The organism is Pedobacter paludisoli (genome assembly GCF_052344095.1).
GTDB lineage: Bacteria > Bacteroidota > Bacteroidia > Sphingobacteriales > Sphingobacteriaceae > Pedobacter.
This window is the reverse complement of record NZ_CP179926.1, coordinates 4,609,423-4,632,745: the sequence shown is the minus strand read 5'-3', so window position 1 is coordinate 4,632,745 and position 23,323 is coordinate 4,609,423. Positions and strand designations below refer to the sequence as shown.

The window sequence follows — 23,323 nt, the reverse complement described above, 5'->3', positions numbered from 1 at the left end:
AGTTCATATACCAATCGTCTGCTTTATAAATATTGTCACAAATATTCATTAAATACCTGCTGCATAAAAGAAAAATTCCTTATAAGAATTAAAATACCTGCGATAAACCTCCTGTCAATTTCCATTTGTTCAGATGGAAAGGCAAAAAAAGCTGTGGTATCCGAGTAAAAATACTAAAAATTTTAGTATTTTTACTCGAATGAATGAGCACGAGAAAACATATTTTAAAGGTAGAGGAGCACAAATTAATCCTCATAACAAATTTTTAAAAGACCTTTACATAAAAGAGCATTCAGAAGCCATTGACGATTGGGAAGAGCGTGACAAAAAAACGAGTTATATCTTCGATCATTCCAAAACGATTGTTAATAAAGTAGAAAGTCCGGATACTGGGATGCGTTACTCACTTAATCCGTATCAAGGATGTGAACACGGCTGCACCTACTGCTATGCGCGCAATTCGCATCAATATTGGGGTTACAGCGCCGGATTAGAGTTTGAGCGCAAAATTATTGTAAAAAAAGATGCCCCTGCCCTATTTAAAAAATTTTTAGAGAAAAAAGGATGGGATGCTAGCACGGTTTCTTTATCCGGAAACACCGATTGTTATCAGCCAGCTGAACGGAAATTTCAACTAACGCGTCAGCTTCTTCAAATCGCCCTCGACTACAAGCAACCCATTAGCATCATCACCAAGAATGTGTTAATTCTGAGGGATATAGATTTACTAAGTCAACTGGCAAAACACAATTTATGCATGGTGTATGTATCCATTAACAGTTTAAACGAAAAATTACGGCAGGCCATGGAACCGCGCACCACTACAGCCAAGCAACGTTTAAAAATTGTAGAAGAATTAACAAAAGTTGGTGTGCCTGTAGGTGTATTGGTTGCACCTTTGGTTCCTGGATTAAGCGATCATGAGATACCAGAAATCTTAAAAGCTATTTCAGCAGCTGGCGCCATTCAAGCGAGTTATATTGTGGTACGATTAAATGGTGCAATCGGTGGTATTTTTGAAGATTGGCTTCAAAAAAATTATCCCGATAGGTACGAAAAGGTGTGGCACATGATACAAAGTTGCCATCGAGGCCAAGTGAACGACTCACGTTTTGGTCAGCGTATGAGAGGCGAAGGCAACATTGCTAAACTGATTAGCGACAGTTTTAAACTTCATTGTCGGCTAAACAACCTAAACAAAACAGAAATTCACCTCGATAACTCCAAATTCTGCGTGCCTCAGGCACAAATGCGTTTGTTTTAGGTTTTAGGTAGTAAGTTTAAAGTATTAAGTAGTGAGTAGTAAGTTTTAAGTAGTGAGTCATAGGTAGTAGTATCAAGAGTTTGGCGCCTAACAACTTTGCGTCTTCTTTGCGTACCGCTTCGATTAAAAAAACAAGGATAAAGGAGAAAAGAACAAGAAGTTAAAAAAAATCGTCATTGCGAAACTGGACCAGCGCGAGTTGAGGCAATCTCTCAAAGGACAAATTTACTATTTCACCAATTCACTACTAATTAATGACTAATTAACCATTCAACAAAAAAAGGTGTCCAAAAATTGAACACCTTTTTTTAAATATCTATCCCTTTAAACGGGAAAAGAAAAATTACTCAGCAATTACTGCGAAAGGAACCTGAACTTTCACTTCTTTGTGTAAGTTTAAGTTAGCAACGTAGTCACCAACAAATTTAGGTTCAGTTTCGAAAGTAATACGACGACGGTCAACATCAAAGCCTTGTGCTTTTAATGCTTCAGCGATTTGGATTGTGTTAACAGCACCAAAAATTTTACCGCTTTCGCCTGCTTTAGCACCGATAGAAAGTTTAACATCAGTTAAACGTTCAGCAATACCTTCAGCATCTTTCTTAATTTTATCTTGTTTAAACGCTGCTTGCTTTAAGTTTTCTGCTAAAACTTTTTTAGCAGAAGCAGTAGCTAAAGCTGCGAATCCTTGAGGGATTAGGTAGTTACGACCATAACCTGGTTTTACTACTACTACATCATCCTTTTCACCAAGGCCTTTAATATCTTGTTTTAAAATAATTTCCATATCAGCTAGCCTCCTATTTTAATTGATCAGCAACAAAAGGTAACAAACCAATGTGACGAGCACGTTTAACGGCTTGAGCCACTTTACGTTGGAATTTTAACGAAGTACCAGTTAAACGGCGTGGTAATAATTTACCTTGATCGTTAATAAATTTCAACAAGAAATTTGCGTCTTTGTAATCAATGTATTTAATACCGTTTTTTCTGAAACGGCAATATTTTTTACGATTATCCTCTACTTTAGGGGCAGTTACGTATTGAATTTGCTCTCTTGCCATTACGCTGCTACCTCCTTAGTTTTTTTGTTAAAAGCACCACTACGCTTTTTCTCATTGTAAGCAATAGCGTGTTTGTCTAAACGTACAGTTAAAAAACGTAACACACGCTCATCGCGTTTTAATTGAAGCTCTAATTTTGCGATCAAATCTCCTGAAGCTTTGTATTCAGTTAAGTTGAAAAATCCGTTTGATTTTTTTGCAATCGGATACGCTAATTTTCTCAAACCCCAACTATCCTCTTGGATAATTTCGGCTCCGTTATCAGTAAGAACTGCTTTAAATTTAGCCATAGCTTCTTTTGCAGCTTCTTCAGATAACAACGGGGTTAGAACGATAACAGTTTCGTACTGATTCATTGTTATTTATTTAATTTTTAATTGTTTATTCCGATATAATTCGGGTTGCAAAAGTAACAATAAATTACTTAAAAACAAAACAATACACACATAAACAATCTTTTCAACCAAAGAAAAGCCCAAATCCTCATTTAGCAAAGCAAAAACAGTGGTTAATAGCCCGCAGCAGCCCCGCTATCCGCTTTACTCCATTGCATTTCGTGCCCGCTCCTATCAGGTTTCAAGGCAAAAACAATGCACCTATCCAAACATAAAACGCTTAAAAATTTCATCCTTCCTTAAAAACAACCTATCTTCAAAAAAAAAACACCAATGCGTCTATTATTTCTGCTCACAATCACCCTCACTATTTCTCTGCAACTACAAGCACAATACGTTCATATAAAAACAATAAGCTGTACCATCGTCGAAAAAGAACAAAAGAAAATCGAGAAGCTAATTACCTATCAACGGATGTTTTACAACGAAATTTTCCAAACTGAAAACAACCTATTTGCCCCCATTAACATCACGCTTTATGGCAAAAACAAAGATTTTAAAGCCGTTAAAGACTCCGCACGCGTATTTAAACAAGCCGATGGCTTTTACGTACCCCAAACAAACCAAGCGTACCTATTAAAAAATTCCAATTTTACATCCGTTTGTTTACACGAGACCAGCCACAGTTTGTTTCATTCCAACAGCGCCATCGCACCAAAATGGCTAAACGAAGGCTTAGCCGAATTTTTCGAAACCTTCGATCTCGACGAAAAAGGGGCCCTTTATTCCTATCCACAAAGCGGACGCATAAAGCTCATTAAAGAAGGAATAGCCCTAAACGATACCACGCGCCTGCGTAACTTCTTTAAAACAAACGATGGCCGCTTTTATAAAGAAGATATCACCGATAATTACAGTACCGCTTATAGCATTGTATTCTTTTTCATTAAAAGCAAAAATAGTGAGGCTTTAAAGAATATCATCCGCCTAATAAAAACGGGAACAAGCTCCGAAAAAGCTATCGCACTTACATATGGAGGCAATTTTCACACCTTCGAAGCCGCTTACAATCGCTTTTATTATTTTTATAGAGGAAGTTAATTTAACACGATATCTCTTTTGCCTTTTTAAAATACTTGAAGTTTTATTAAATTTGAGTAAATCAAATATAAAACCCATGAAAGCTAAAAAATCGGATAAGATTATTTATTGGATTGCCACAACTTTAATCTTTTTATTTGAGGGCGTTATGCCTGCATTAACTTCTCAATCAGAAATGGCAAAAGAAGGAATTAAACATCTAGGCTATCCGATGTATTTTGGAAATGCCTTAGTTGTGTTTAAAATCGCAGGAACGCTAATACTCATGCTACCTTTCTTTTCTAAACGTGTTAAAGAATGGGCCTATGCGGGGTTTACATTCGATTTTATCTTCGCGAGCATTAGCCACACAGCGGTAGACGGCTTTGGATTTAACACCATTTTTCCTTTTATCGTATTAGCGGTTTTGGCTGTTTCTTACTTCTATTACCATAAAATTCAAGCGATTGAAGCCACTGTTTAAAAGCTAGAAACAAAAAAGAGATAACTCTCCAGCTACCTCTTTCAATTCTAATTTATATAGGTAAAATTATTGATTATCAATAGTTTCAACATATTTTTGATTATTGTAATTAACCACAAATGTTAATGATTTGGCATTTGACTGGATAATGTTAAATTTTTGAGACAATTTTGAGCGGTCTGTATACACGCCTGAATACAATTCTTCATTGTTTTCATCCAGCACTTTCAACTCCAATGCACTTTTATCCAAATTAGCAAGTTTGAGCGTTACCAAACCGTTCTCTTTTGTGATAACTGGTTTTAAAACTGCAGTAGTCGATGGCTGAGAAATAAGGGTTGTATTGTTCGCTACCAATAAATCGTAAGTAGTTACTTTTGTACCCGACTCAACCAAAAGGCTGTATTTTCCATCCGGTAGCTCTTTTAAATCATATACTTTTGATACTGGTGTATTTTTAGTAACTTTCTCTTTATAAAGAACTTCCTGGTTTTCGGCACAAATTGAAATTTTAACATCTTTTGAATCCTTTAAGTAAAAGCGTATGCTCTTCTCTTTACCACTGTTTACTTTAAAAGATCCATCGCCATCAATTGTTGAGGCATTTACTGTTGTTACCGCTAGGAATAATCCAAACCCTAAGCCGATTTTCATAAAATTTTTCATACCAAATACTTTAAATGATGATTAAATATTCAACACTGCTAAGATATGGCAGTTTTTTATTCAAAATTACCAGCATATTTTCCAATTTATATGGAAAATTAACTCACTTTACCTATTTTTAACAGAAAGTTAACAATAAACCATATTTTAAAGTCAAAAAATCAACCCTAAATTGTTAAAAAAATGCCAAAACCAAGCTTCGAAGTCATAGAACCGTCATTCGGCAGCAGCTTTTACTATTCAAAGTATATAAACAACGCCAACAACATGGCACATGTATGGCATTACCACCCAGAAGTTGAAATGGTTTTTGTAAATGGCGGTTCAGGAAAGCGTCAAATTGGAAGCCACGTATCCTATTATACCGATGGTGATTTAATTTTGATTGGAAGTAATTTACCACATTGTGGATTTACAGATACTAACACCGGCAATAAAAACGAAACCGTTATTCAATTGAAACCTGACTTCTTGGGCAACGCATTCATGTCTCTGCAAGAAACCAAATGGATTAAAGAGCTTTTTGATAAAGCAAAGGGTGGAATTGCATTTGGCGTAGAGACCAAAGCGGCTTTAGGAAATATGATTGAAAAAATGGATAAGCAAGCTCCATTTGAGCGTCTCATGACCCTACTACAGGTTTTAAAAAAACTGGAAAGCACCTCCGATTATACCATATTAAATGCATCGGGCTTTTCCATTGAAACAGAAGTTCAGGATAATGATCGAATTAACATGATTTTTAATTATGTAAAAGATCATTTTCAGGAGCCCATCAGCTTAGATCATGTTGCTGAATTATCGAGCATGACCGTTCCTTCATTTTGTCGATATTTTAAAAAGATTACCAAAAAAACCTTTACCCGTTTTGTGAACGAATACAGGGTGGTACACGCTTCTAAATTATTGGCTGAAAAGCACATTGGCATTTCCACGGTTTGTTACGAAAGTGGCTTTAATAACTTTAGCCACTTCAATAAAATATTCCATGAATTCACCGGAAAAAGTGCCTCACAATATCGGCAGGAACTTAAATTAATTATCAAATAGTCATTTTTCAGTATTCTACTTTTCCACATTTCTTTATTTGAGATACGCAAGAATTAAATTTTTCCTATTTTCGTAGCGATGGAAAATTTTATTGTTTCAGCTCGTAAATACCGCCCGGCAACGTTTGAAACCGTGGTTGGTCAGCAACACATTACAGGCACATTAAAAAACGCTATCAAAAACAATCAACTTGCTCAGGCCTTTCTTTTCTGCGGTCCAAGAGGGGTTGGTAAAACCACTTGCGCACGTATTTTGGCGAAAACCATTAACTGTACAAATCCTACAGCCGAAATGGAAGCCTGCGGAACCTGCGCCAATTGCGAATCTTTTCAAAACGGACATTCTTTTAACGTTCACGAATTAGATGCGGCTTCAAACAACTCTGTAGATGATATCCGTAGCTTAATTGAACAGGTGCGAATACCGCCACAATCGGGCAAATACAAAATTTACATTATTGATGAGGTTCACATGTTATCTCAAAGTGCATTTAATGCCTTTCTGAAAACTTTAGAAGAACCGCCTTCATATGCTATTTTTATTTTAGCTACAACTGAAAAACATAAAATCCTACCAACCATTTTATCACGTTGTCAGATTTTTGATTTTAACCGAATTCAGGTAGAAGATATCTCAAGTCACTTAGCTAAAATTGCTGAACGCGAAAACATTGCTTTTGAAGCAGATGGATTGCACATTATCGCACAAAAAGCCGATGGCGGTTTACGCGATGCATTGTCCATGTTTGACCAAATTGCCAGTTACGCGAATAAAAACATAACCTATAAAGCGGTAATCGATAATCTTAACATATTAGATTATGATTATTTCTTTACGCTAACCAACTTTTTAACCAACGGTAAGGTGAGCGAAACGATGTTATTGTTTGATGAAATTTTAAATAATGGATTTGATGGCAATAACTTCATTAATGGACTAGCCTCTCACTTCCGTAATTTATTGGTAGGAAAAGATACAGCTACTTTAAAATTGCTTGAAGTGAGCGAAAATATCCGTCAAAAGTATTTAGAGCAATGTAAACAAACAGAGCTTTCGTTCTTGCTTACAGCCCTGAACTTAGCCAACACCTGTGATTTAAATTATAAGAGTTCTAAAAACCAGCGGCTCCAAGTAGAGTTGGCACTTATCAAAATGTGCCATATACGCTCAGTCGTTAATTTAGCACAACGTCCTTTAAGCACGCCTAATACAGCAACTGACACCGATCAGGATAAAAAAAAAACTAGTGTAGAAACCAAAGTTCCTGCAGAACAGACTCAACAGCCTATTGAAAAACCAATAGCGGCAGCCCCTGTTGCCTTACCAAATACGGCCCCAAAGCCTGAAACCGTAGCACATCCACGCGTTACTGCTCAGCCAACAGCATCATCCATTAGCATTGCAATTCCGAAAACCTATAAAGCGGCAACGCTTATTCCGAATTTAAATGACTTAGATCGATTAACGTTGAATGAAGATGAAAACGAACTTAAAAAAGTGACGGGAGAGGCTAGAACTAGTTTTAGTTATGATCGCCTTTTAGAGATTTGGAATAATTATCTGCAAATCTTAAAGAATTCGGATAAAATCAACTTGTACACCATTTTAAATAATTTTGCTCCTGTCCTACTTAAACCTGAATTAATTGAAATTTCGGTGGAGAGTAAAACGCAAGAACAATTGATTCAACAAGAATCCGTAGAGTTATTAAATTATTTGCGTACCCAATTACAAAATTTCGAAGTAGATGTGTGCTACAAACAAGTAGAACGTAAGCTCGAAAATCGCTTATATGGAAACCGTGAGAAATACGATTACTTAATTAATAAAAATCCCAAACTGGAAGAATTAAGACGTCGTTTCAATTTAGATCTACTCCCTTAAATTGCGGGCACTGAAAAAAAATAAATTTCACTGTTACTTCTTTTGCTTTTTTGTACTTTGGCTAAGTATCTAAAAAAATATTCAAATTATTTCGTCATCATCCATTATGTCATTCGAAAAAAATACTTCAGTTAAAAATGCAGTTATCGCTTCACTCCTATTCATGGTGGTATTTGGTTTATTGGAGAGTTTTGCGTTTGGCCTAAAAAACGCTTTAATTGCAGCTCCAATTGCGGCGTTATTTTTCGGATTGGCCATTTACTTCTTTTCTAAATCTCGAAAAATCAATAAGCAAACGGAATTGGAAGGCATCAATGAAAATGAACTAATTTATTTTGGTTTAGCCAATCATTTTAAGGGTGTTGAGGCTGTGGGTGGCAAACTGTATCTCTTGCCTGATCGCCTTGTTTTTAAATCTCACAATTTCAACATCCAGAACCATCGCTTAGATATTCTTTTAACGGATGTACAAAAAATTTCATACTATAAAACATTGGGGATTATTCCAAACGGTATGGAACTTACGTTAAGCAATGGTTCAACAGAGAAATTTGTGGTAAACAACCGCAACCATTGGGAATTTGAGCTAAAATCTGTGCTAAAAAAAGTGCCGCAGCATCCATAATAACAGACTTACGGCACATAGATATAATTAATCTCTTGGAAATTTATGATGTGGCTTATCGTTAATCGGATAGCCTTCTTCGTCCAAATCATCGCGATTATCTTCCGCTGTACGGGAAAGAATTTCGTCTTCAGGATTTAATTTTACGCTTTCTCCATGGTCGATGTGCATGCCTAATTCTTCTAGCTCATCATCAATAATTTCTTGATCATTCGCATATTCATCTCCTACATAGGGATTAGCTTCATCATAGCTGGAATTATCGTCCTTGGCGCCTACTGAAACCGTTTGATAGCTCATCGGATGATCGTATTCACTGTCTTTTCCCTTTACATCAAGCTCGTAACTACCTTTATGTTTGTCGTACGAAAAATTCTCATCGTTGCTTAAAAATTTGTTTTGATTACTTGGCATGCTAAATTCTCCTATATTATTTTTTAATTGAACACGTTTCGTACTGAAATAGTTTTAAACACGGGCATTGTAGGGCAAGTATATTTTAGGAGAGCGGCTACCCTACGAATAAATTTACAAAAAAGAAGTATACGGAGGAGTACTATTTTGATTAAAAATTTTGCAAAAAAAAAAGCGCCTTGAAAAATCAAGACGCCTTGTATCAAGTAATTTCAGAACTACAATGCTTCTAAAGCAGCATTAAATGTTGCACTTGGGCGCATTGCTACTCCCGTCAATTCATCATTTGGATGGTAGTATCCACCAATTGCTTGCGGCTTACCTTGTGAACCTATTAACTCTTCATTAATTTTTGCTTCATCGTTGGTCAATGCTTGTGCCAATGGTGCAAATTTTGCTTGCAAAGCTGCATCTTTTGTTTGTGCCGCCAAAGCCTGAGCCCAATACATCGCTAAATAGAAATGCGAACCACGATTATCAATGGTTCCTAACTTTCTACCCGGAGATTTATCTGTTGCTAAGAATTTCGCATTTGCTTCATCTAAAGCATCGGCCAAAACTTGTGCTTTTGGATTATTTTGCGTTTGCGATAAATGTTCTAATGAAGCTTGAAGTGCTAAGAACTCTCCTAAAGAATCCCAACGCAAATAACCCTCTTCTATAAATTGTTCGATATGTTTAGGGGCTGAACCTCCTGCACCTGTTTCGAATAAACCACCTCCATTCATTAAGGGAACAATTGAAAGCATTTTTGCCGAAGTACCTAATTCTAAAATCGGGAACAAATCGGTTAAGTAATCACGCAATACGTTACCTGTTACTGAAATGGTGTCCAAACCTTGGCGAATTCTTTCTAATGAAAATTTTGTTGCCTCAACAGGAGCTAAAATACGAATATCTAATCCGGTTGTATCGTGATCTTTTAAGTAGGTATTTACTTTTACGATGATTTCTCTATCGTGCGCACGATTCTCATCTAACCAGAAAACTGCTGGAGTTGCTGATAAGCGTGCACGGTTTACGGCCAATTTCACCCAATCTTGAATAGGGGCATCTTTGGTTTGACACATACGGAAAATATCACCGGTTTCTACTTTTTGATCGAAAAATACGTTACCACTTGCATCGGTTACTCGAATTGTTCCATTCGCTACCGCTTGAAATGTTTTATCGTGTGATCCGTATTCTTCTGCTTTTTGCGCCATCAATCCAACATTCGGCACAGAACCCATGGTCGTTACATCAAATGCTCCGTTTGCTTTACAATCGTCTATAGTTGCTGTATAAACACCTGCATAACAACGATCAGGAATGATTGCAATGGTATCTTGTTGTTTTCCTTGTTTATCCCACATCTGTCCAGAAGTACGAATCATAGCAGGCATAGAAGCATCCACAATTACATCACTTGGCACATGAAGATTGGTAATTCCTTTATCTGAATTAACCATTGCCAAAGCTGGGCCATTTTCAATTGCCGCAGCAAGAGCTGCTTCCACTTCAGCTTGTTTAGAATGACCTGAAATTTTCGCATATACATCGCCTAATCCGTTGCGAGTATCAACGTTCAGTTCAGCGAATAAATCAGCATATTTAGCAAAAACATCTACAAAATAAACTTCCACAATAGCACCAAAAATGATTGGGTCAGAAACTTTCATCATGGTTGCTTTTAAGTGCGCTGATAATAAAACACCAGCTGCTTTAGCTTCTGCAATTGCATCTGCAACAAAGGCTTTTAAGGCAGATAAACTTAACGCTGAACAGTCAATAACTTCACCAGCTTTTAAGTTCGATAAGCCTTTCAATTCGGTTACAGCACCGTCTTCTGCTACAAATTCGATCTTAAATTGAGTGGCTTCAGCAATGGTTACTGATTTTTCAGAACCATAAAAATCGCCATGGCTCATGCTCGCAACTTTTGTTTTTGAATCAGCTGACCATGCCCCCATTGAATGTGGGTTTGCTTTGGCGTAGTTTTTTACTGCTTTAGGTGCACGTCTGTCTGAATTACCCTCACGTAAAACAGGATTAACCGCCGAACCTAATACCTTTGCATATTTCGCTTTGATTGCTTTCTCTTCTTCTGTTTGTGCGTTTGCAGGATAATTTGGAAGCGCAAAGCCTTGCGCCTGTAACTCCGTGATTGCCCCCACTAATTGTGGAATTGAAGCCGAGATATTTGGTAATTTTATGATGTTTGCCTCTGGCGTAGTTGCTAAAACACCCAATTCTGTTAGGGCATCGCCAATTTTTTGCTCCTCTGTTAAATATTCAGGAAAATTTGCCAAAATTCTTCCCGCTAAAGAAATATCTCTGGTTTCTACATCAATACCTGCTGATGCGGTAAAAGCTTGTACAATGGGTAACAACGAGTAAGTTGCCAACATTGGCGCCTCATCGGTTTTGGTGTAGATAATTTTTGATGTATTTGACATGTTTTAATAATTTATACTTTTTTGAAACTTGCCGTGCCTTTGTGGTATCCGAAACGATTAAAATAGAAGTTCGTTTTGGCAGAAACACGGTATTTACACTTTAAAAAAGAAAACCCTTTCTAAAATCGCCTAAAGATAAAAGATTCGATTGAATTAAGGAACATTGCTAAGTTATTTCTAAGTTTTGTTTCGGAAAATTATTCATCGTCTATCTTTTTGCAAACAGAGTTTGTTCAATTTTGTTACGTTCTAAAGAGAATCACTTCATCCAATCCATACCAATACCATGAAAAAACACTATGTATATTTTGGGCTTCTACTTGCTGCATCTTTTGCCAGCTGCCAATCGGGATCAAAATCTGCCGACCAAACAGATTCTATCGAAAAAGATACTACAGCTAAAACATATGTTCAAGAGATTAATCTTCCCGCTCCTGACACCAACGCTTCAAAAAACAAATTTAGCAAAGTGATTGAATGGCCAGAAGGAAAAACCCCCGTTGCTCCTGAAGGTTTTGTGGTTACTAAATTTGCTTCTCAAATTAAAAGTCCGCGGAACATGATAGTGGCACCAAACGGAGATATTTTAGTTGTTTTATCCAACTCTGAAAGAAGTACAGTCGAAAGCATTGCAAATTCTCTGTCAGGAAAAGCAAAGTCTGAAGTACCCGGTAAAAGTGCCAACACCATTGTTCTTTACCGAGATGCAGATAAGGATGGGAAGGCCGAAACCATCTCTACGTTCTTAACCGGTTTAAACCAACCCTACGGGATGGCCATTATTAATAGCAATTTTTATGTGGCTAATACAGATGGCCTATGGATGTTTCCGTACAAAAACGGCGACACAAAAATTGTGGGAAAAGGCAAAAAAATACTCAGTTTGCCTGCCGGTGGTTATAATAATCACTGGACAAGAAACATCCTTACCAACAAAGACAAAAGCAAAATTTACATCAGCGTGGGTTCTGGAAGCAACGTAGGTGAAAACGGAATGGAACACGAAGTTCGTCGTGCAAATATCTTAGAAATTAACCCCGATGGTACTGGTGAAAAAATCTATGCAAGCGGATTACGAAACCCCGTAGGTATGGATTGGGCTCCGGTAACAAATGTACTTTGGACGGCAGTGAATGAGCGCGATGGCTTAGGTGACAACCTGGTTCCAGATTATATTACTGGAGTAAAAGAAGGAGGATTTTACGGTTGGCCTTATGCTTATTTTGGGCATAATGAAGACCCTCGTTTAAAAGGAGTAAAACCAGAAATGGTTCAAAAAACACTTGTGCCAGATGTTCCACTCGGCTCACATACAGCTTCTCTAGGATTGGCCTTTTATACCGCTTCTATCTTTCCTGAAAAATACCATGGCGGTGCTTTTATTGGTCAACATGGCTCATGGAATCGTTCTTCTTTAACCGGCTATAAAGTTACTTTCGTTCCTTTTAAGGATGGAAAACCTATTGGAAAAATGGAAGATTTTTTAACAGGATTTATTGCGAATGCTGAAAAGGGTGAAGTGTATGGCAGACCTGTTGGGGTTACACAAAGTCCCGACGGAGCCCTATTGGTTGCCGATGATGTAAGTGGCATTGTTTGGCGTGTGGCTGCAAAATAACGTTGTTACCCCCTATCATCTGTGCTATGGAAGCTTAGAAAAAAGTTTCGATCGTACAGATCAATTGAACTCGAGAATTCCAGACCCCTTTCCAGCTTTCATAGAAAATTTGTAATTTCCTCGCTTTAATCGCCCCTAAAATCACCCCTTTGAAATTATTTTACGTTGCTTTTCTTGTTTGCTTATCGATCAGGGCATCCGCTCAAGTTCTAAAAACGGATAGCATAAAAAAATTGGAGGATCTGCATATTACGGGGTATTACAACAGCCAACCTATTATCCGCAGCGTTTCGGCGGTAAATTTAATAGATACTAGTGTTGTGCGTAACCAATCGAATACATCCTTAGTAAGTACCTTAAATACAGTTCCGGGTTTAAGAATGGAAGAGCGATCTCCCGGAAGCTACCGTTTATCCATGCGAGGTAGCTTACTCCGTTCGCCTTTCGGGATTAGAAATGTTAAAATTTATTTTGACAACTTTCCGTTAACTGATGCCGGTGGAAATACCTATTTAAATCTTTTAGATGCCAAAGTAATTGGCAATTTAGAAATCTATAAAGGACCAGAAGCAAGTATTTTTGGTGCCAATACGGGTGGTAGCATGCTATTAAAACCGATTGAAATACCATCCATGATACAAGCTTCCGTAACCGCGGGTTCGTTTGGATTATTTCAACAAACAGCAGGTATTCAACATCGGTATAAAAATTACCGTTTTACAATAAATCAAGGCTACCAGCGCAGCGATGGTTATAGAGAAAATAGTGGCATGAACCGAAAGTATTTCTTAACCAATCACCAATGGGGTTATAATACATCCAGTTTATTAAATTTCTTTCTTTTTTATAGCGATTTACGCTATCAAACTCCCGGGGGATTAACAGCCATTCAGATGGAACAAAATCCGCAACAAGCGAGACCTGCAACAGCAAGTTTACCTGGTGCAACTGCACAACAAGCAGCAATTTATAACAAAACGCTATTTGCAGGATTGTCTAATAGTTATCAAATAAGCAAGCAATTTAAGCATGTACTTGCTTTATTTGGTTCCTATACCGATTTTAAAAATCCTTTTATCACCAATTATGAAAAGCGGTATGAAAATACGCTGGGCTTCCGGACATTTTTAGAATTTTCTAACAACCATGATTTTTACAATTTTAAAATTCAAGGAGGATTAGAAAGTTCAAGAACGCAGACAATCGTAAAAAACTTCGACAATGAGGGTGGAGTAGCCACAACTTTGCAAGCGAATGATGATTTAAACGCTAATCAGAATTTTGCGTTCTTCCTCCTTAATTTCGACATCCAAAAAACTCTTTTAGCGGAGTTATCTTCGAGTATAAATTTCTTTCGCTATACGTACCAAAGTTTCTATCCTGTTGCAATTTCTGAACAGAAAAGAACCTTCGATGTTCATTTAATGCCTAAATTTGCTCTATCGTATTTACTGAATCCTTCATTTTCTGTTAGAGCCTCTGTTAGTCAAGGATACGCAACCCCTACCTTAGCCGAAATTCGTTCCTCTAACAATACAATAAATACCGATCTAGAAGCAGAAAAAGGCTGGAACTATGAAATTGGTGTCCGCTTTAAAACGGAAAATAATCGCCTATATCTTGCCGCCAATCTTTTTAATTTTCAATTAAGAGATGCGATTGTGCGGAGATTAGATGCCAATGACACTGAATATTTCATAAATGCAGGTGGTACCAATCAGAACGGTTTTGAAGCGGAATTGTCCTGGGCTATTTTGAATAAAAACCACGCTTTCTTAAACAAAATACAGTTAAAAAACAGTTACACCTACAGCAACTATTCTTTTAAAAACTATAAGAATGCCAACATAGATTATTCTGGCAATAAACTAACGGGTGTACCTGAAAATGTTTTGGTGAGTAGCTTAGAATTTAATTTTAAGCAGAATTTCTATTTTTTTGCACAACACAATTACACATCGAGCATACCCTTAAATGATGCCAATAGCGTTTATGCTAGAAAATACCACCTGATTGAATTAAAAACAGGAATTAGAGGTTTTAAGATTGGTGGCTCTAAACTAGAGCTGTATGCCGGAATCAATAACCTTTTAAATGAATCGTACAGTTTAGGAAACGATTTAAATGCCGCAAATAGCCGTTATTTTAATCCCGCTGCTACTAGGAATTTCTACACAGGTCTGTCCCTAAATCTATAAAAGCCTTATTTGATGAACGATCAAATAAGGCTTCTCGAGTAGGCATCGATTTAACGTTTTTTTAAATAAACTTCTATGCGTTTATTAATTCACTATTTCTTCTTCTTTTACCGAAACATCGTTTACAACTATTTCAGTGGTGTAACGCCTCACGCCATCCTTTCCCTCAAAGCTATTCGTTTGTAACCGACCTTCAATGGTTACTTTAGACCCTTTTTTAATTTTAGCAGCAAGCTCCGCTTTGGCATTCCAAAAAACTAAACTTACCCATTGTGTCTTTTTCACGTCTTCGCCAATGGCATTTTTATAATATTCGTTGACTGCAAGATTTACACGTGCTAATTTTAAATTCCCCGACAATTGTTTTAATTCTACATCTGCTCCTGCATAACCTGTTAATACCACTTTGTTAATTGAATTTTCCATTTTCTATGATTTTAAGTTTCTACTAATTAACGACCAACAGCTCTCATCGCTGCCGACAATACAAAAGTGAGAAGGGAAATAAAACTTATTCGTACAATAAGTAGTTATAGTCGTTTATAAGCGTTTAAAAACGGATAAACAGTTCTCAGACACCTAAAAGCTCTTTGGTGTTTTGATATTTTTATTATTTTTGGGCATCATCCCATGATAAATCCCAAATTATTATGGAACGAACTTGCTTAGATTGTGGAAGCCTGATTATAGGTAGATCCGACAAAAAATTCTGTGACGATGCCTGTCGCAACAACTACAACAACCGCATTAAATCCGAAGACGATTCCATCGTTCGATGGATTAACGCTATTTTAAAAAAGAATCGACGCATTCTCGCGAAACTAAATCCGGATGGAAAAACAAAAGTTAGCGAAAAAAAACTCATTGACGCTGGTTTTAATTTCAACTACTATACACATACCTATCAAACCCAAACGGGTAATAGCTATACCTTTTGCTACGAATTTGGCATTCTTGCCCTTGAAAACAAAAATTTTCTACTCGTAAAAAAAGAAGAAAGCAAAACGAAGAATTAATAATCAGCATGCTATCTGCGCAGCTTATGCGCTTGCTGTTGAGACATGGTTCAACTCAAGCAGTACACAAATTATCAAGAACTTAAATACACAATTAAATAATTAAAAAACCATCGCCATGAAACATCTAAGAGAACCACCCTTTTAACAGCCTAACCATTTCGTAAATTTTTAAATATTGTGGAGCATGTACCACTTTAAAAAACTGGGCGAAACTGAAAAGCCAAACGAGTAAGACACATACACACACTACAATGAAAAAATATTTAATAGTACTTTTATTCTCCCTAATCACCTCACTAACTTTTGGCCAAAGCCAGTATCAAGATGTTGTATACCTCAAAAATGGAAGCATTTTAAGAGGGATAATCATTGAACAAATCCCCAATAAATCTTTAAAAATAGAAACTGCTGATAAAAATGTTTTTGTTTATCAATTTGATGAAATTGATAAAATAACAAAAGAGCAAGCAAAAAATCAAAGTAAAAACTCTACTTATTCTACTAATTTTAAGAAAGGTTACAAAGGAATAGCTGAAGTTGGTTACCAAATTGGAGTTGGTACATACAAAATGGATCGACTAAAGGTAAATATTATCAATGGTTATCAATTCAGCCCATATTTGTATGCAGGTATAGGAACAGGAATACGTCAATATTTCGATGCGAAAGCTACATTAATACCCGTATTTGCAGATTTTAGAGCCAAAATTATTGACAAAGACATTGCACCGTATATTGCAATGGGAATTGGTTATTCATTCAACACAAAGGACAGTTTTGGAAATGGTGGATTTCTAATCAATCCAACAGTTGGTGCAAGCTTTAAAGTCTCAAAAAGAAATTCATTAAACCTTGCTGCTGGCTACGACCTTCAAAAATTAAAGGTTTATAATTATTACTACGCAGAATATGGAATTTTGAGATACAATGCTAGCAACGAAAATTTTGGTGCTATAGATATTACCTTAGGATTTACATTCTAATCGCTATTAACAACCGGCACCTTACATATAAGACAAATGGCAAACATAGAAGGAAATTCAGCCATAAACCTAGGCATGCTTATTTGTTTGATTGTTCCGAGCATTCATCTAAGAAAGTGGCCTCCGTTTGAACTACCGGTCTTCACAAGGGCGATCTTAAGAATCGCCCTTTGTAAGTGACAAAGCAAAAGCTAATAAAAGATCACCGCAATAGGCATACTCTTTTTTACCGAACACCCACACGTGCAAAAAATTAAGATAATTATTCAAAATATTAAAATAATATACTGTAAATTAGTATATAAAGTTCATTATGGCACAGATTAATCCATACATCCATTTCAATGGTAACGCTGAAGAAGCCTTTCATTTTTATAAATCAGCCTTTGGTGGAGATTTTGTTAGGGTAGTTAGATTCAAAGATTTTTCAAACGAAGCGGCTTCCGTTAATGAAAAAGAAGGAAATAAGATCATGCACATCGCATTACCCATCGGTCAAAACAATATCTTAATGGGAAGCGACGTTCCAGAAGTATTGGGACAGGTAAATGAAATGGAGAATAGGTCTAAGATTTCAGTAAGCACGGAAAGCAAGGAAGAAGCCGATCACTTATTTACCATGCTATCGAAAGATGGTTCAGTTGAAATGCCGATTCAAGATAGCCCTTGGGGTTCTTACTTTGGTATGTTCCGAGATAAATATGGTATTGAATGGATGATTAGCTTTAGCACTGAAGAATAGGTTCTTATCCTACTTAGCAGCAAGGCGCTGCCAATCGTTCTTCTGGAGCGCATACCAATTGTGCTCCACCCCCATGTAGTCAAACACCTCAACATACGAAAAGCCTAATTTTCGAAGAATTTTATTAGAAGCCTGATTTTCGCAATCGGCAATAGCGAACACTTCGGAAGTCCCGATTGTTTCGAAAGCATACTTCAGTACTGCAAGGCCCGTCTCAAAAGCAATTCCTTGTCCCTAGTATTTTTGAAGAAGACGATAACCTAAATCATAATAGTTTAGCCGTCCATTCGTACGTTCAGTTATTAATTTTAGTCCCGTCCAACCCATAAAATCATTCGTCTTTTTATCTACAATTGCCCATCGGCCGATGCCGTTTTCAACATATTGCTTCCGAATAAACGCAATACTTTCTTCTGCTTGTTTCAGCTCTACAAGCGGTTTATTACCCAAATATAAATGAACTGCCGGATCTGAGTCAAGGGCAAACATGCTTGCTTCATCTGTAGGTAAAATCTCACGTAAAATGAATCGCGCTGTTTCGACAAAAACTTGCATATGCTATCTTTTAGTTTTTTTCTTAAAGAATTAAATTGCAACTTATCTATTCTTTTTGATATTCGTACTAAAGCAGCGCAAAAACTAAAACAAAGCACTATTAATCAAATAGATAGAACCAAATTATTCTTACCGCGTTTTCCATTAATTTATCCGTATATTCGAATATAACTCCCTCATTATGAAAAAAATTGTCTTCTTAAACGGTCTCTATGCCGGTTTGATAGCCGCTTCGGTTATGCTTTTAAGTATTTCGCAGAGCGATGAAAACACCAATTACGACACCAGCATGTACCTGGGATTCGGTGCCATGTTAGTGGGTTTCATCTTTATTTTTGTAGGGATTAAACAATACCGCGACCAGCTAAATGGCGGAATCGTTTCTTTTGGAAAAGGCTTCCTCATTGGCTTCTACATTAGTTTTATTGCTTCCACAATATATGTGGTTGCCTGGCTAATTGATTTTCATTTCTTCGTACCCGATTACATGGACAGATTTACCGAACACATGCTTAATCAAGCCAGAAAAGAAGGTTTATCGGCTGCAGCAATGGCCGAAAAAACAAAAGAAATGGATCATTATAAAGCGTTGTATAAAAATCCACTCATGATTATTTTATATACGTATATGGAGATTCTACCCGTTGGAATATTAATTTCGTTTTTATCGGCTTTGATTTTAAAGAGAAAAACCGCCTAATGTGTACAACTTCATACTCGGAGCTTCTAACCTAAATAATTGAAAAAGCAACAACATGGATTTTGATAAATTACAAGGGCTTTTATTTTCTAATAGATTTACATATTAAATACCTTGCTAACTTTGACGGTTGAGAAATTCTATGTTACAAATTAACTCAAATACTCGGTTCAAAAAAAAATAAAAAGCATAAGTATAAAATTATAATAAAAGTGTACATTTATTTTCAATAACTTAACAGAGAAAGAATTAACCGTGCGTTTTTGCAATATATTAGAAGAATAATTGATTTTTTTTGGGCCACATTTTGTATTTTCAGCAAAATTTTAACCCGTATTAATGAATATCTTTTTATTACAAAACAATCCAATAAGTCATTCCCTAAAAAGTTATACTAAAACAAATACAATCTTTGCGTCTTAAAAACAAATAAATAGTTTATAGGTCATTCGTTTGTATATAAATATAATATCCTTATTTAACCTATTGTATACCTATGGCATTTAGTAACCCACAAACCGTCACAAACTGCAAGAATCTACAGTATTTGCAAACTCTTTTTTATACTTTATTGCGGAATTAAATTTAACTAAAGCATTTCAGCAATTGCTATTTAAGACTCCAAAAAAGTAAGCGCTGTAAAAAATTCTAACCCACATCCTATTTCTGCTTTCTAATTATTTAGGGCAAAATTTTCTGTTTTTTTAATCTTTTAGAGAGGAGGCCTTATGTTATAAAATCTCTATTAATCTAGCCTTAAGTGTGGTGTAGAATCTGCTACAAAATACTTAGAACATATTAAACCTACTAAAAACCAAAACTATTACGTATGAAAATTACCATGTTCAATTGGATGTACTATTCGTGCAATTCGCCCAAAAAAAACTCTAAAAATTTACTAAATAAGTCACCTGATTATTTAAAATTATCAAAAAAAGCTACCGTTGGTATTGGCACAATATTGTTTTCCACTTTAATTGTTATTGGAAATACTGTTCAGGCGCATAAAAAGCGAGCCAGCAACTCTTTATATACTTTACCAAAAGCAAGTACCATTTCACACAGAGCCAATATTTTGTATAAACGTATTGACTTTAAAGGAACCATAGTAGATAAAGACAATGCTCCCTTACCCGGAGCCAGTATAAAAGTGAAAGGCACAACTAAATCAACCATGTCCGATATAAACGGAAAATTTACAATAAATGCCAATGTTGGAGATATTCTTATAATCAGCTATACGGGCTATCAACCAAAAGAGATTATTGTGGGAAATAGCAATAACATCTCCATTCATTTAGAAGAAAATACAGAATCACTTAATTCGGTAGTCGTTATTGGATATGGCACACAAAGCAAGACGAAAGTAACAGGCGCTGTTTCAACCGTTAAAATGGATGAAATTTTAGGCGATCGCCCGGTTAGTACGACCTCTCAACTACTCCAAAATGCGGTTCCCGGCCTATCGGTGGGAATCGGATCAGGGCAACCCGGGGCAAGTACTAACCTAAACATTCGAGGGGCTACAAGTTTAAATACCACAGGCAATTCAATCGTTTCTGGTGGTCCGCTCATTTTAGTTGACAATGTGCCATTTCAAGGTGGGCTAAATTTGCTAGATCCAAATGATATTGAAACCGTTACCGTTTTAAAAGATGCGGGTTCCGCAGCGATTTACGGAGGTAGATCTGCAAACGGCGTTGTTTTAATCACGACAAAAAAAGGCAAAGCCAATCAAAAAACACAATTAAACTTCAGCAACAATCTTATATTTGCTAGCCCAATTAATTTACCTCAAATATCATCTCCGGATGATTTTTTAAAGGCTTTGAAAGATATGGGCACCGTAAATTATTGGTCGGGTCAGAACGTGGATACATGGATTGATTTATATAGCCAATACAAAGCAGATCCCTCACAATTTCCAACGGGCGACAGAAAAGTGGGAAGTGCGATTTATGCTGTTACTCCTACTTCAGCAATGGATGATTTATTGGGAAACACAGTGCCTCAATTTCAAAACAATTTATCTATAAGCGGTGGTTCCGAAAAAACAAACTATCGTATCTCACTTGGAGCCATAAATGAGAAGGGAATTATCGTACCTGAGGCCAACCAAGACAAATTTAATCGCTACAATGTACGTTCTTTCATAAGTAGCGATATTTCAAAATGGTTTACCACTCAATTAGACGCAAGTTATTTTAATTCTAATACAATAAGCCCTGCAAACAATGGCTTTGCTGATGCTGCCAGATTCCCGTCGCTATTAGTAAATTCAACTATGTTAACGGCATCGGACGGTACTACAAATATTAATGGTACACCGAAGCAAAAGGTAATTAATGGCTTCCCGACTACTATTAAAAAAGATGATATACGACTAACTGGGCGGGGAATTTTAAAACCACTACCAAACTTAACTGTTACAGGAGAGTTTACCTACGACAACGTAAAAACGAACGAAGAAAACTACAACAAACAATTAATCACAACAAGGCCTACCAATTATCAGGTAGAAAGTACAGGAAATGGTGTGTATGAGCTAAAAGCCGAAACAATTAATTATAAAGCACTTAACGTTTTTGCTAACTATAAGAAAAGTTTTGGTAATCATAATTTATCAATACTTTCTGGATACAATCAAGAAGAGTCAATTACTTCTTCTTTTTCAAGTAGTAAATCAGGTCAAATTTCACCTAATTTTCCAAGTTTAGAGAATGCTACTGGGGTAATAAGCTTAACCAATGATTATACTGCATTCTCATTAGTTGGGTATTTTGGTAGATTTAACTACGACTATAAGGGCAAATACCTTTTGGAACTTAACGGTCGGTATGACGGGTCTTCTAAATTCCCTATCGATCACCGATTTGGCTTTTTCCCATCCGGATCGGTTGGTTGGGTAGTTAGTGAAGAAGATTTCTTTAAAAACACTTTACCCTTTATGAATGTATTTAAGTTAAGAGCATCTTTAGGGCAGGTGGGCGATCAATCAATTAGCCCCTATGCATTTACCCCTACATTAAGTCCTTTACAACCGAGTTGGCTAAATGGATCAGGTGCATTTATTCCAAGCTTAGATTCCCCTGGACTAATCAGTTCTGATTTTACATGGTCAAGTGTAAAAACACTGGATATAGGGGTAGATTTTGCATTCTTTAATAACAGGCTTTCGGGTTCATTCGATTGGTACCAACGCGATACTGAAGATATCCTTGCTCCAGGCGCCATTCCACTTCCCGGTGTACTTGGCACTCAAGCACCTTTACAAAATACAGCGAGTTTACGTTCAAAAGGATACGAAATTCAACTGAATTGGGCTGACAAAATTAGTGATGCATGGCACTATCGTATCTCCGCAAATTTATACGATTCAAAAGGCTTTATCACTAAATTTGGAGGAAACCCAAATAATTTGTTAAACACGTATTATGTGGGACAACAAATTGGCGAAATTTGGGGATATGAAACAGACCGACTATTAACAGTAGATGATTTTATGCCTGGCACATTAAATGCCGACCTTAAAGGAGGCACCTTAAAACCAGGAATCCCAATTCGCCAAGGTCAAACCGCTCTTAATCCGGGTGACGTTTTGTTTAAAGATTTAGATGGTGATGGAATTGTTAGACCAAATTCATCTACATTAAATGACCCTGGAGACCGTAAAATTATTGGAAACAGCGCACCACGTTATCAATTTGGGGTTAGTGGGGGAATCAGTTATAAAAATATTGATTTTAGTTTTGTGCTAAGAGGGGTAGGTAAACGTGAAGATTTTATTGCCTCGGCATTAACCTTTCCAAACTTTGATGGCTTTACACCAATTTACCAGCATCAGCTAGATTATTGGACACCATCCAATACCGATGCATTTTACGGAAGATTATATGATAATGGAACCGGAAATCAAAGCATTAATCAAAGTCAACAGAGCCGATACACCATGAATGCAGCATTTCTTCAAATTAGCAATGTGAGCCTAGCCTATACTTTTTCTGAAATACTGATTAAAAAAATTGCCCTTTCAAATCTACGAGTATTCTGTAGTGTAGAAAATCCATACACTTTTAGCCATTACCCAAAAGGACTGGATCCCTCAATATCAAATATTTCAAATGGGTTAGGATACCCTTACCTTAGAAAGATATCTTTCGGATTGAATCTTACTTTTTAATTAGAATTATACTTAAAAAATTAC

At 36.5% G+C, this 23,323-nt stretch carries 20 protein-coding genes and 1 pseudogene; 13 read left to right on the top strand and 8 right to left on the bottom strand.

What is annotated here, in order from left to right:
• Positions 1 to 199: 199 nt before the first annotated feature.
• A complete protein-coding gene (locus ACJVDK_RS19095; protein ID WP_443938260.1) occupies positions 200 to 1,264 on the top strand; it encodes a PA0069 family radical SAM protein in 1,065 nt (354 codons plus the stop codon).
• 343 nt (positions 1,265 to 1,607) lie between these two features.
• Here the strand turns inward: ACJVDK_RS19095 and rplI are convergent, their stop codons facing one another.
• From rplI to rpsF, 3 genes are read right to left on the bottom strand one after another with little or no spacing between them, the layout of a single operon-like run.
• Complete coding sequence (rplI, locus tag ACJVDK_RS19090; RefSeq protein WP_443938259.1) at positions 1,608 to 2,051, bottom strand: 50S ribosomal protein L9; 444 nt, start codon at positions 2,049 to 2,051, stop codon at positions 1,608 to 1,610.
• 13 nt (positions 2,052 to 2,064) lie between these two features.
• Positions 2,065 to 2,328, bottom strand: a complete 264-nt coding sequence (rpsR, locus tag ACJVDK_RS19085; RefSeq protein WP_056093004.1) for a 30S ribosomal protein S18 — start codon at positions 2,326 to 2,328, stop codon at positions 2,065 to 2,067.
• Positions 2,328 to 2,684 carry a 30S ribosomal protein S6 gene (gene rpsF, locus ACJVDK_RS19080; protein WP_443938258.1) on the bottom strand — a complete coding sequence of 119 codons (357 nt, stop codon included), beginning with the start codon at positions 2,682 to 2,684 and terminating at the stop codon, positions 2,328 to 2,330. Before rpsF ends, rpsR begins: the two co-directional genes overlap by 1 nt.
• A 312-nt stretch (positions 2,685 to 2,996) precedes the next feature.
• Here rpsF and ACJVDK_RS19075 point away from each other — a divergent pair, with 312 nt between their 5' ends.
• The gene (locus ACJVDK_RS19075) at positions 2,997 to 3,764 is read left to right on the top strand and encodes a DUF1570 domain-containing protein (RefSeq protein WP_443938257.1); all 768 of its coding nucleotides are present in this window, start codon (positions 2,997 to 2,999) and stop codon (positions 3,762 to 3,764) included.
• Between the two features lie 76 nt (positions 3,765 to 3,840).
• The gene (locus ACJVDK_RS19070; protein WP_443938256.1) at positions 3,841 to 4,227 is read left to right on the top strand and encodes a DoxX family protein; all 387 of its coding nucleotides are present in this window, start codon (positions 3,841 to 3,843) and stop codon (positions 4,225 to 4,227) included.
• Positions 4,228 to 4,293: 66 nt separating this feature from the next.
• Here ACJVDK_RS19070 and ACJVDK_RS19065 read toward each other — a convergent pair whose 3' ends face one another.
• Complete coding sequence (locus ACJVDK_RS19065; RefSeq protein WP_443938255.1) at positions 4,294 to 4,893, bottom strand: hypothetical protein; 600 nt, start codon at positions 4,891 to 4,893, stop codon at positions 4,294 to 4,296.
• 183 nt (positions 4,894 to 5,076) lie between these two features.
• On the opposite strand from ACJVDK_RS19065, the gene ACJVDK_RS19060 reads away from it, so the two are divergent.
• From ACJVDK_RS19060 to ACJVDK_RS19050, 3 genes are all read left to right on the top strand, one after another.
• Entirely contained in the window at positions 5,077 to 5,943 is an 867-nt protein-coding gene (locus ACJVDK_RS19060; RefSeq protein WP_443938254.1) for an AraC family transcriptional regulator, read from the top strand.
• Positions 5,944 to 6,021: 78 nt separating this feature from the next.
• Entirely contained in the window at positions 6,022 to 7,827 is a 1,806-nt protein-coding gene (locus tag ACJVDK_RS19055) for a DNA polymerase III subunit gamma/tau (protein WP_443938253.1), read from the top strand.
• 106 nt (positions 7,828 to 7,933) lie between these two features.
• Positions 7,934 to 8,452: a hypothetical protein gene (locus tag ACJVDK_RS19050; RefSeq protein WP_443938252.1), complete on the top strand. Its 519-nt coding sequence runs from the start codon at positions 7,934 to 7,936 to the stop codon at positions 8,450 to 8,452.
• 27 nt (positions 8,453 to 8,479) lie between these two features.
• Here the strand turns inward: ACJVDK_RS19050 and ACJVDK_RS19045 are convergent, their stop codons facing one another.
• Positions 8,480 to 8,866, bottom strand: coding sequence for a hypothetical protein (locus ACJVDK_RS19045; protein WP_443938251.1), 387 nt, complete (start codon positions 8,864 to 8,866; stop codon positions 8,480 to 8,482).
• Between the two features lie 218 nt (positions 8,867 to 9,084).
• On the bottom strand, positions 9,085 to 11,304 hold the full coding sequence (locus ACJVDK_RS19040) for an NADP-dependent isocitrate dehydrogenase (RefSeq protein ID WP_443938250.1): 2,220 nt from the start codon (positions 11,302 to 11,304) through the stop codon (positions 9,085 to 9,087).
• A 286-nt stretch (positions 11,305 to 11,590) separates the two neighbouring features.
• On the opposite strand from ACJVDK_RS19040, the gene ACJVDK_RS19035 reads away from it, so the two are divergent.
• Positions 11,591 to 12,922 carry a PQQ-dependent sugar dehydrogenase gene (locus tag ACJVDK_RS19035; RefSeq protein ID WP_443938249.1) on the top strand — a complete coding sequence of 444 codons (1,332 nt, stop codon included), beginning with the start codon at positions 11,591 to 11,593 and terminating at the stop codon, positions 12,920 to 12,922.
• Positions 12,923 to 13,155: 233 nt separating this feature from the next.
• Positions 13,156 to 15,120, top strand: coding sequence for a TonB-dependent receptor (locus tag ACJVDK_RS19030; RefSeq protein ID WP_443938248.1), 1,965 nt, complete (start codon positions 13,156 to 13,158; stop codon positions 15,118 to 15,120).
• 84 nt (positions 15,121 to 15,204) lie between these two features.
• On the opposite strand, the gene ACJVDK_RS19025 is transcribed toward ACJVDK_RS19030, so the two are convergent.
• Positions 15,205 to 15,546 carry a single-stranded DNA-binding protein gene (locus ACJVDK_RS19025; RefSeq protein ID WP_443938247.1) on the bottom strand — a complete coding sequence of 114 codons (342 nt, stop codon included), beginning with the start codon at positions 15,544 to 15,546 and terminating at the stop codon, positions 15,205 to 15,207.
• A gap of 224 nt (positions 15,547 to 15,770) precedes the next feature.
• Here ACJVDK_RS19025 and ACJVDK_RS19020 point away from each other — a divergent pair, with 224 nt between their 5' ends.
• From ACJVDK_RS19020 to ACJVDK_RS19010, 3 genes are all read left to right on the top strand, one after another.
• Positions 15,771 to 16,136: a hypothetical protein gene (locus tag ACJVDK_RS19020; protein WP_443938246.1), complete on the top strand. Its 366-nt coding sequence runs from the start codon at positions 15,771 to 15,773 to the stop codon at positions 16,134 to 16,136.
• 254 nt (positions 16,137 to 16,390) lie between these two features.
• The gene (locus tag ACJVDK_RS19015) at positions 16,391 to 17,122 is read left to right on the top strand and encodes a hypothetical protein (protein ID WP_443938245.1); all 732 of its coding nucleotides are present in this window, start codon (positions 16,391 to 16,393) and stop codon (positions 17,120 to 17,122) included.
• Positions 17,123 to 17,435: 313 nt separating this feature from the next.
• Positions 17,436 to 17,864, top strand: coding sequence for a VOC family protein (locus ACJVDK_RS19010; RefSeq protein ID WP_443938244.1), 429 nt, complete (start codon positions 17,436 to 17,438; stop codon positions 17,862 to 17,864).
• 9 nt (positions 17,865 to 17,873) lie between these two features.
• Here ACJVDK_RS19010 and ACJVDK_RS19005 read toward each other — a convergent pair.
• Positions 17,874 to 18,419 (bottom strand): annotated as a pseudogene (locus ACJVDK_RS19005) (GNAT family N-acetyltransferase).
• A 181-nt stretch (positions 18,420 to 18,600) separates the two neighbouring features.
• On the opposite strand from ACJVDK_RS19005, the gene ACJVDK_RS19000 reads away from it, so the two are divergent.
• Both ACJVDK_RS19000 and ACJVDK_RS18995 read left to right on the top strand, forming a co-directional pair.
• Positions 18,601 to 19,119 (top strand): DUF4199 domain-containing protein, encoded by a 519-nt coding sequence (locus tag ACJVDK_RS19000; protein ID WP_443938243.1) that lies wholly within the window; start codon positions 18,601 to 18,603, stop codon positions 19,117 to 19,119.
• Between the two features lie 829 nt (positions 19,120 to 19,948).
• Complete coding sequence (locus ACJVDK_RS18995; RefSeq protein WP_443938242.1) at positions 19,949 to 23,299, top strand: SusC/RagA family TonB-linked outer membrane protein; 3,351 nt, start codon at positions 19,949 to 19,951, stop codon at positions 23,297 to 23,299.
• Positions 23,300 to 23,323 lie beyond the last annotated feature (24 nt).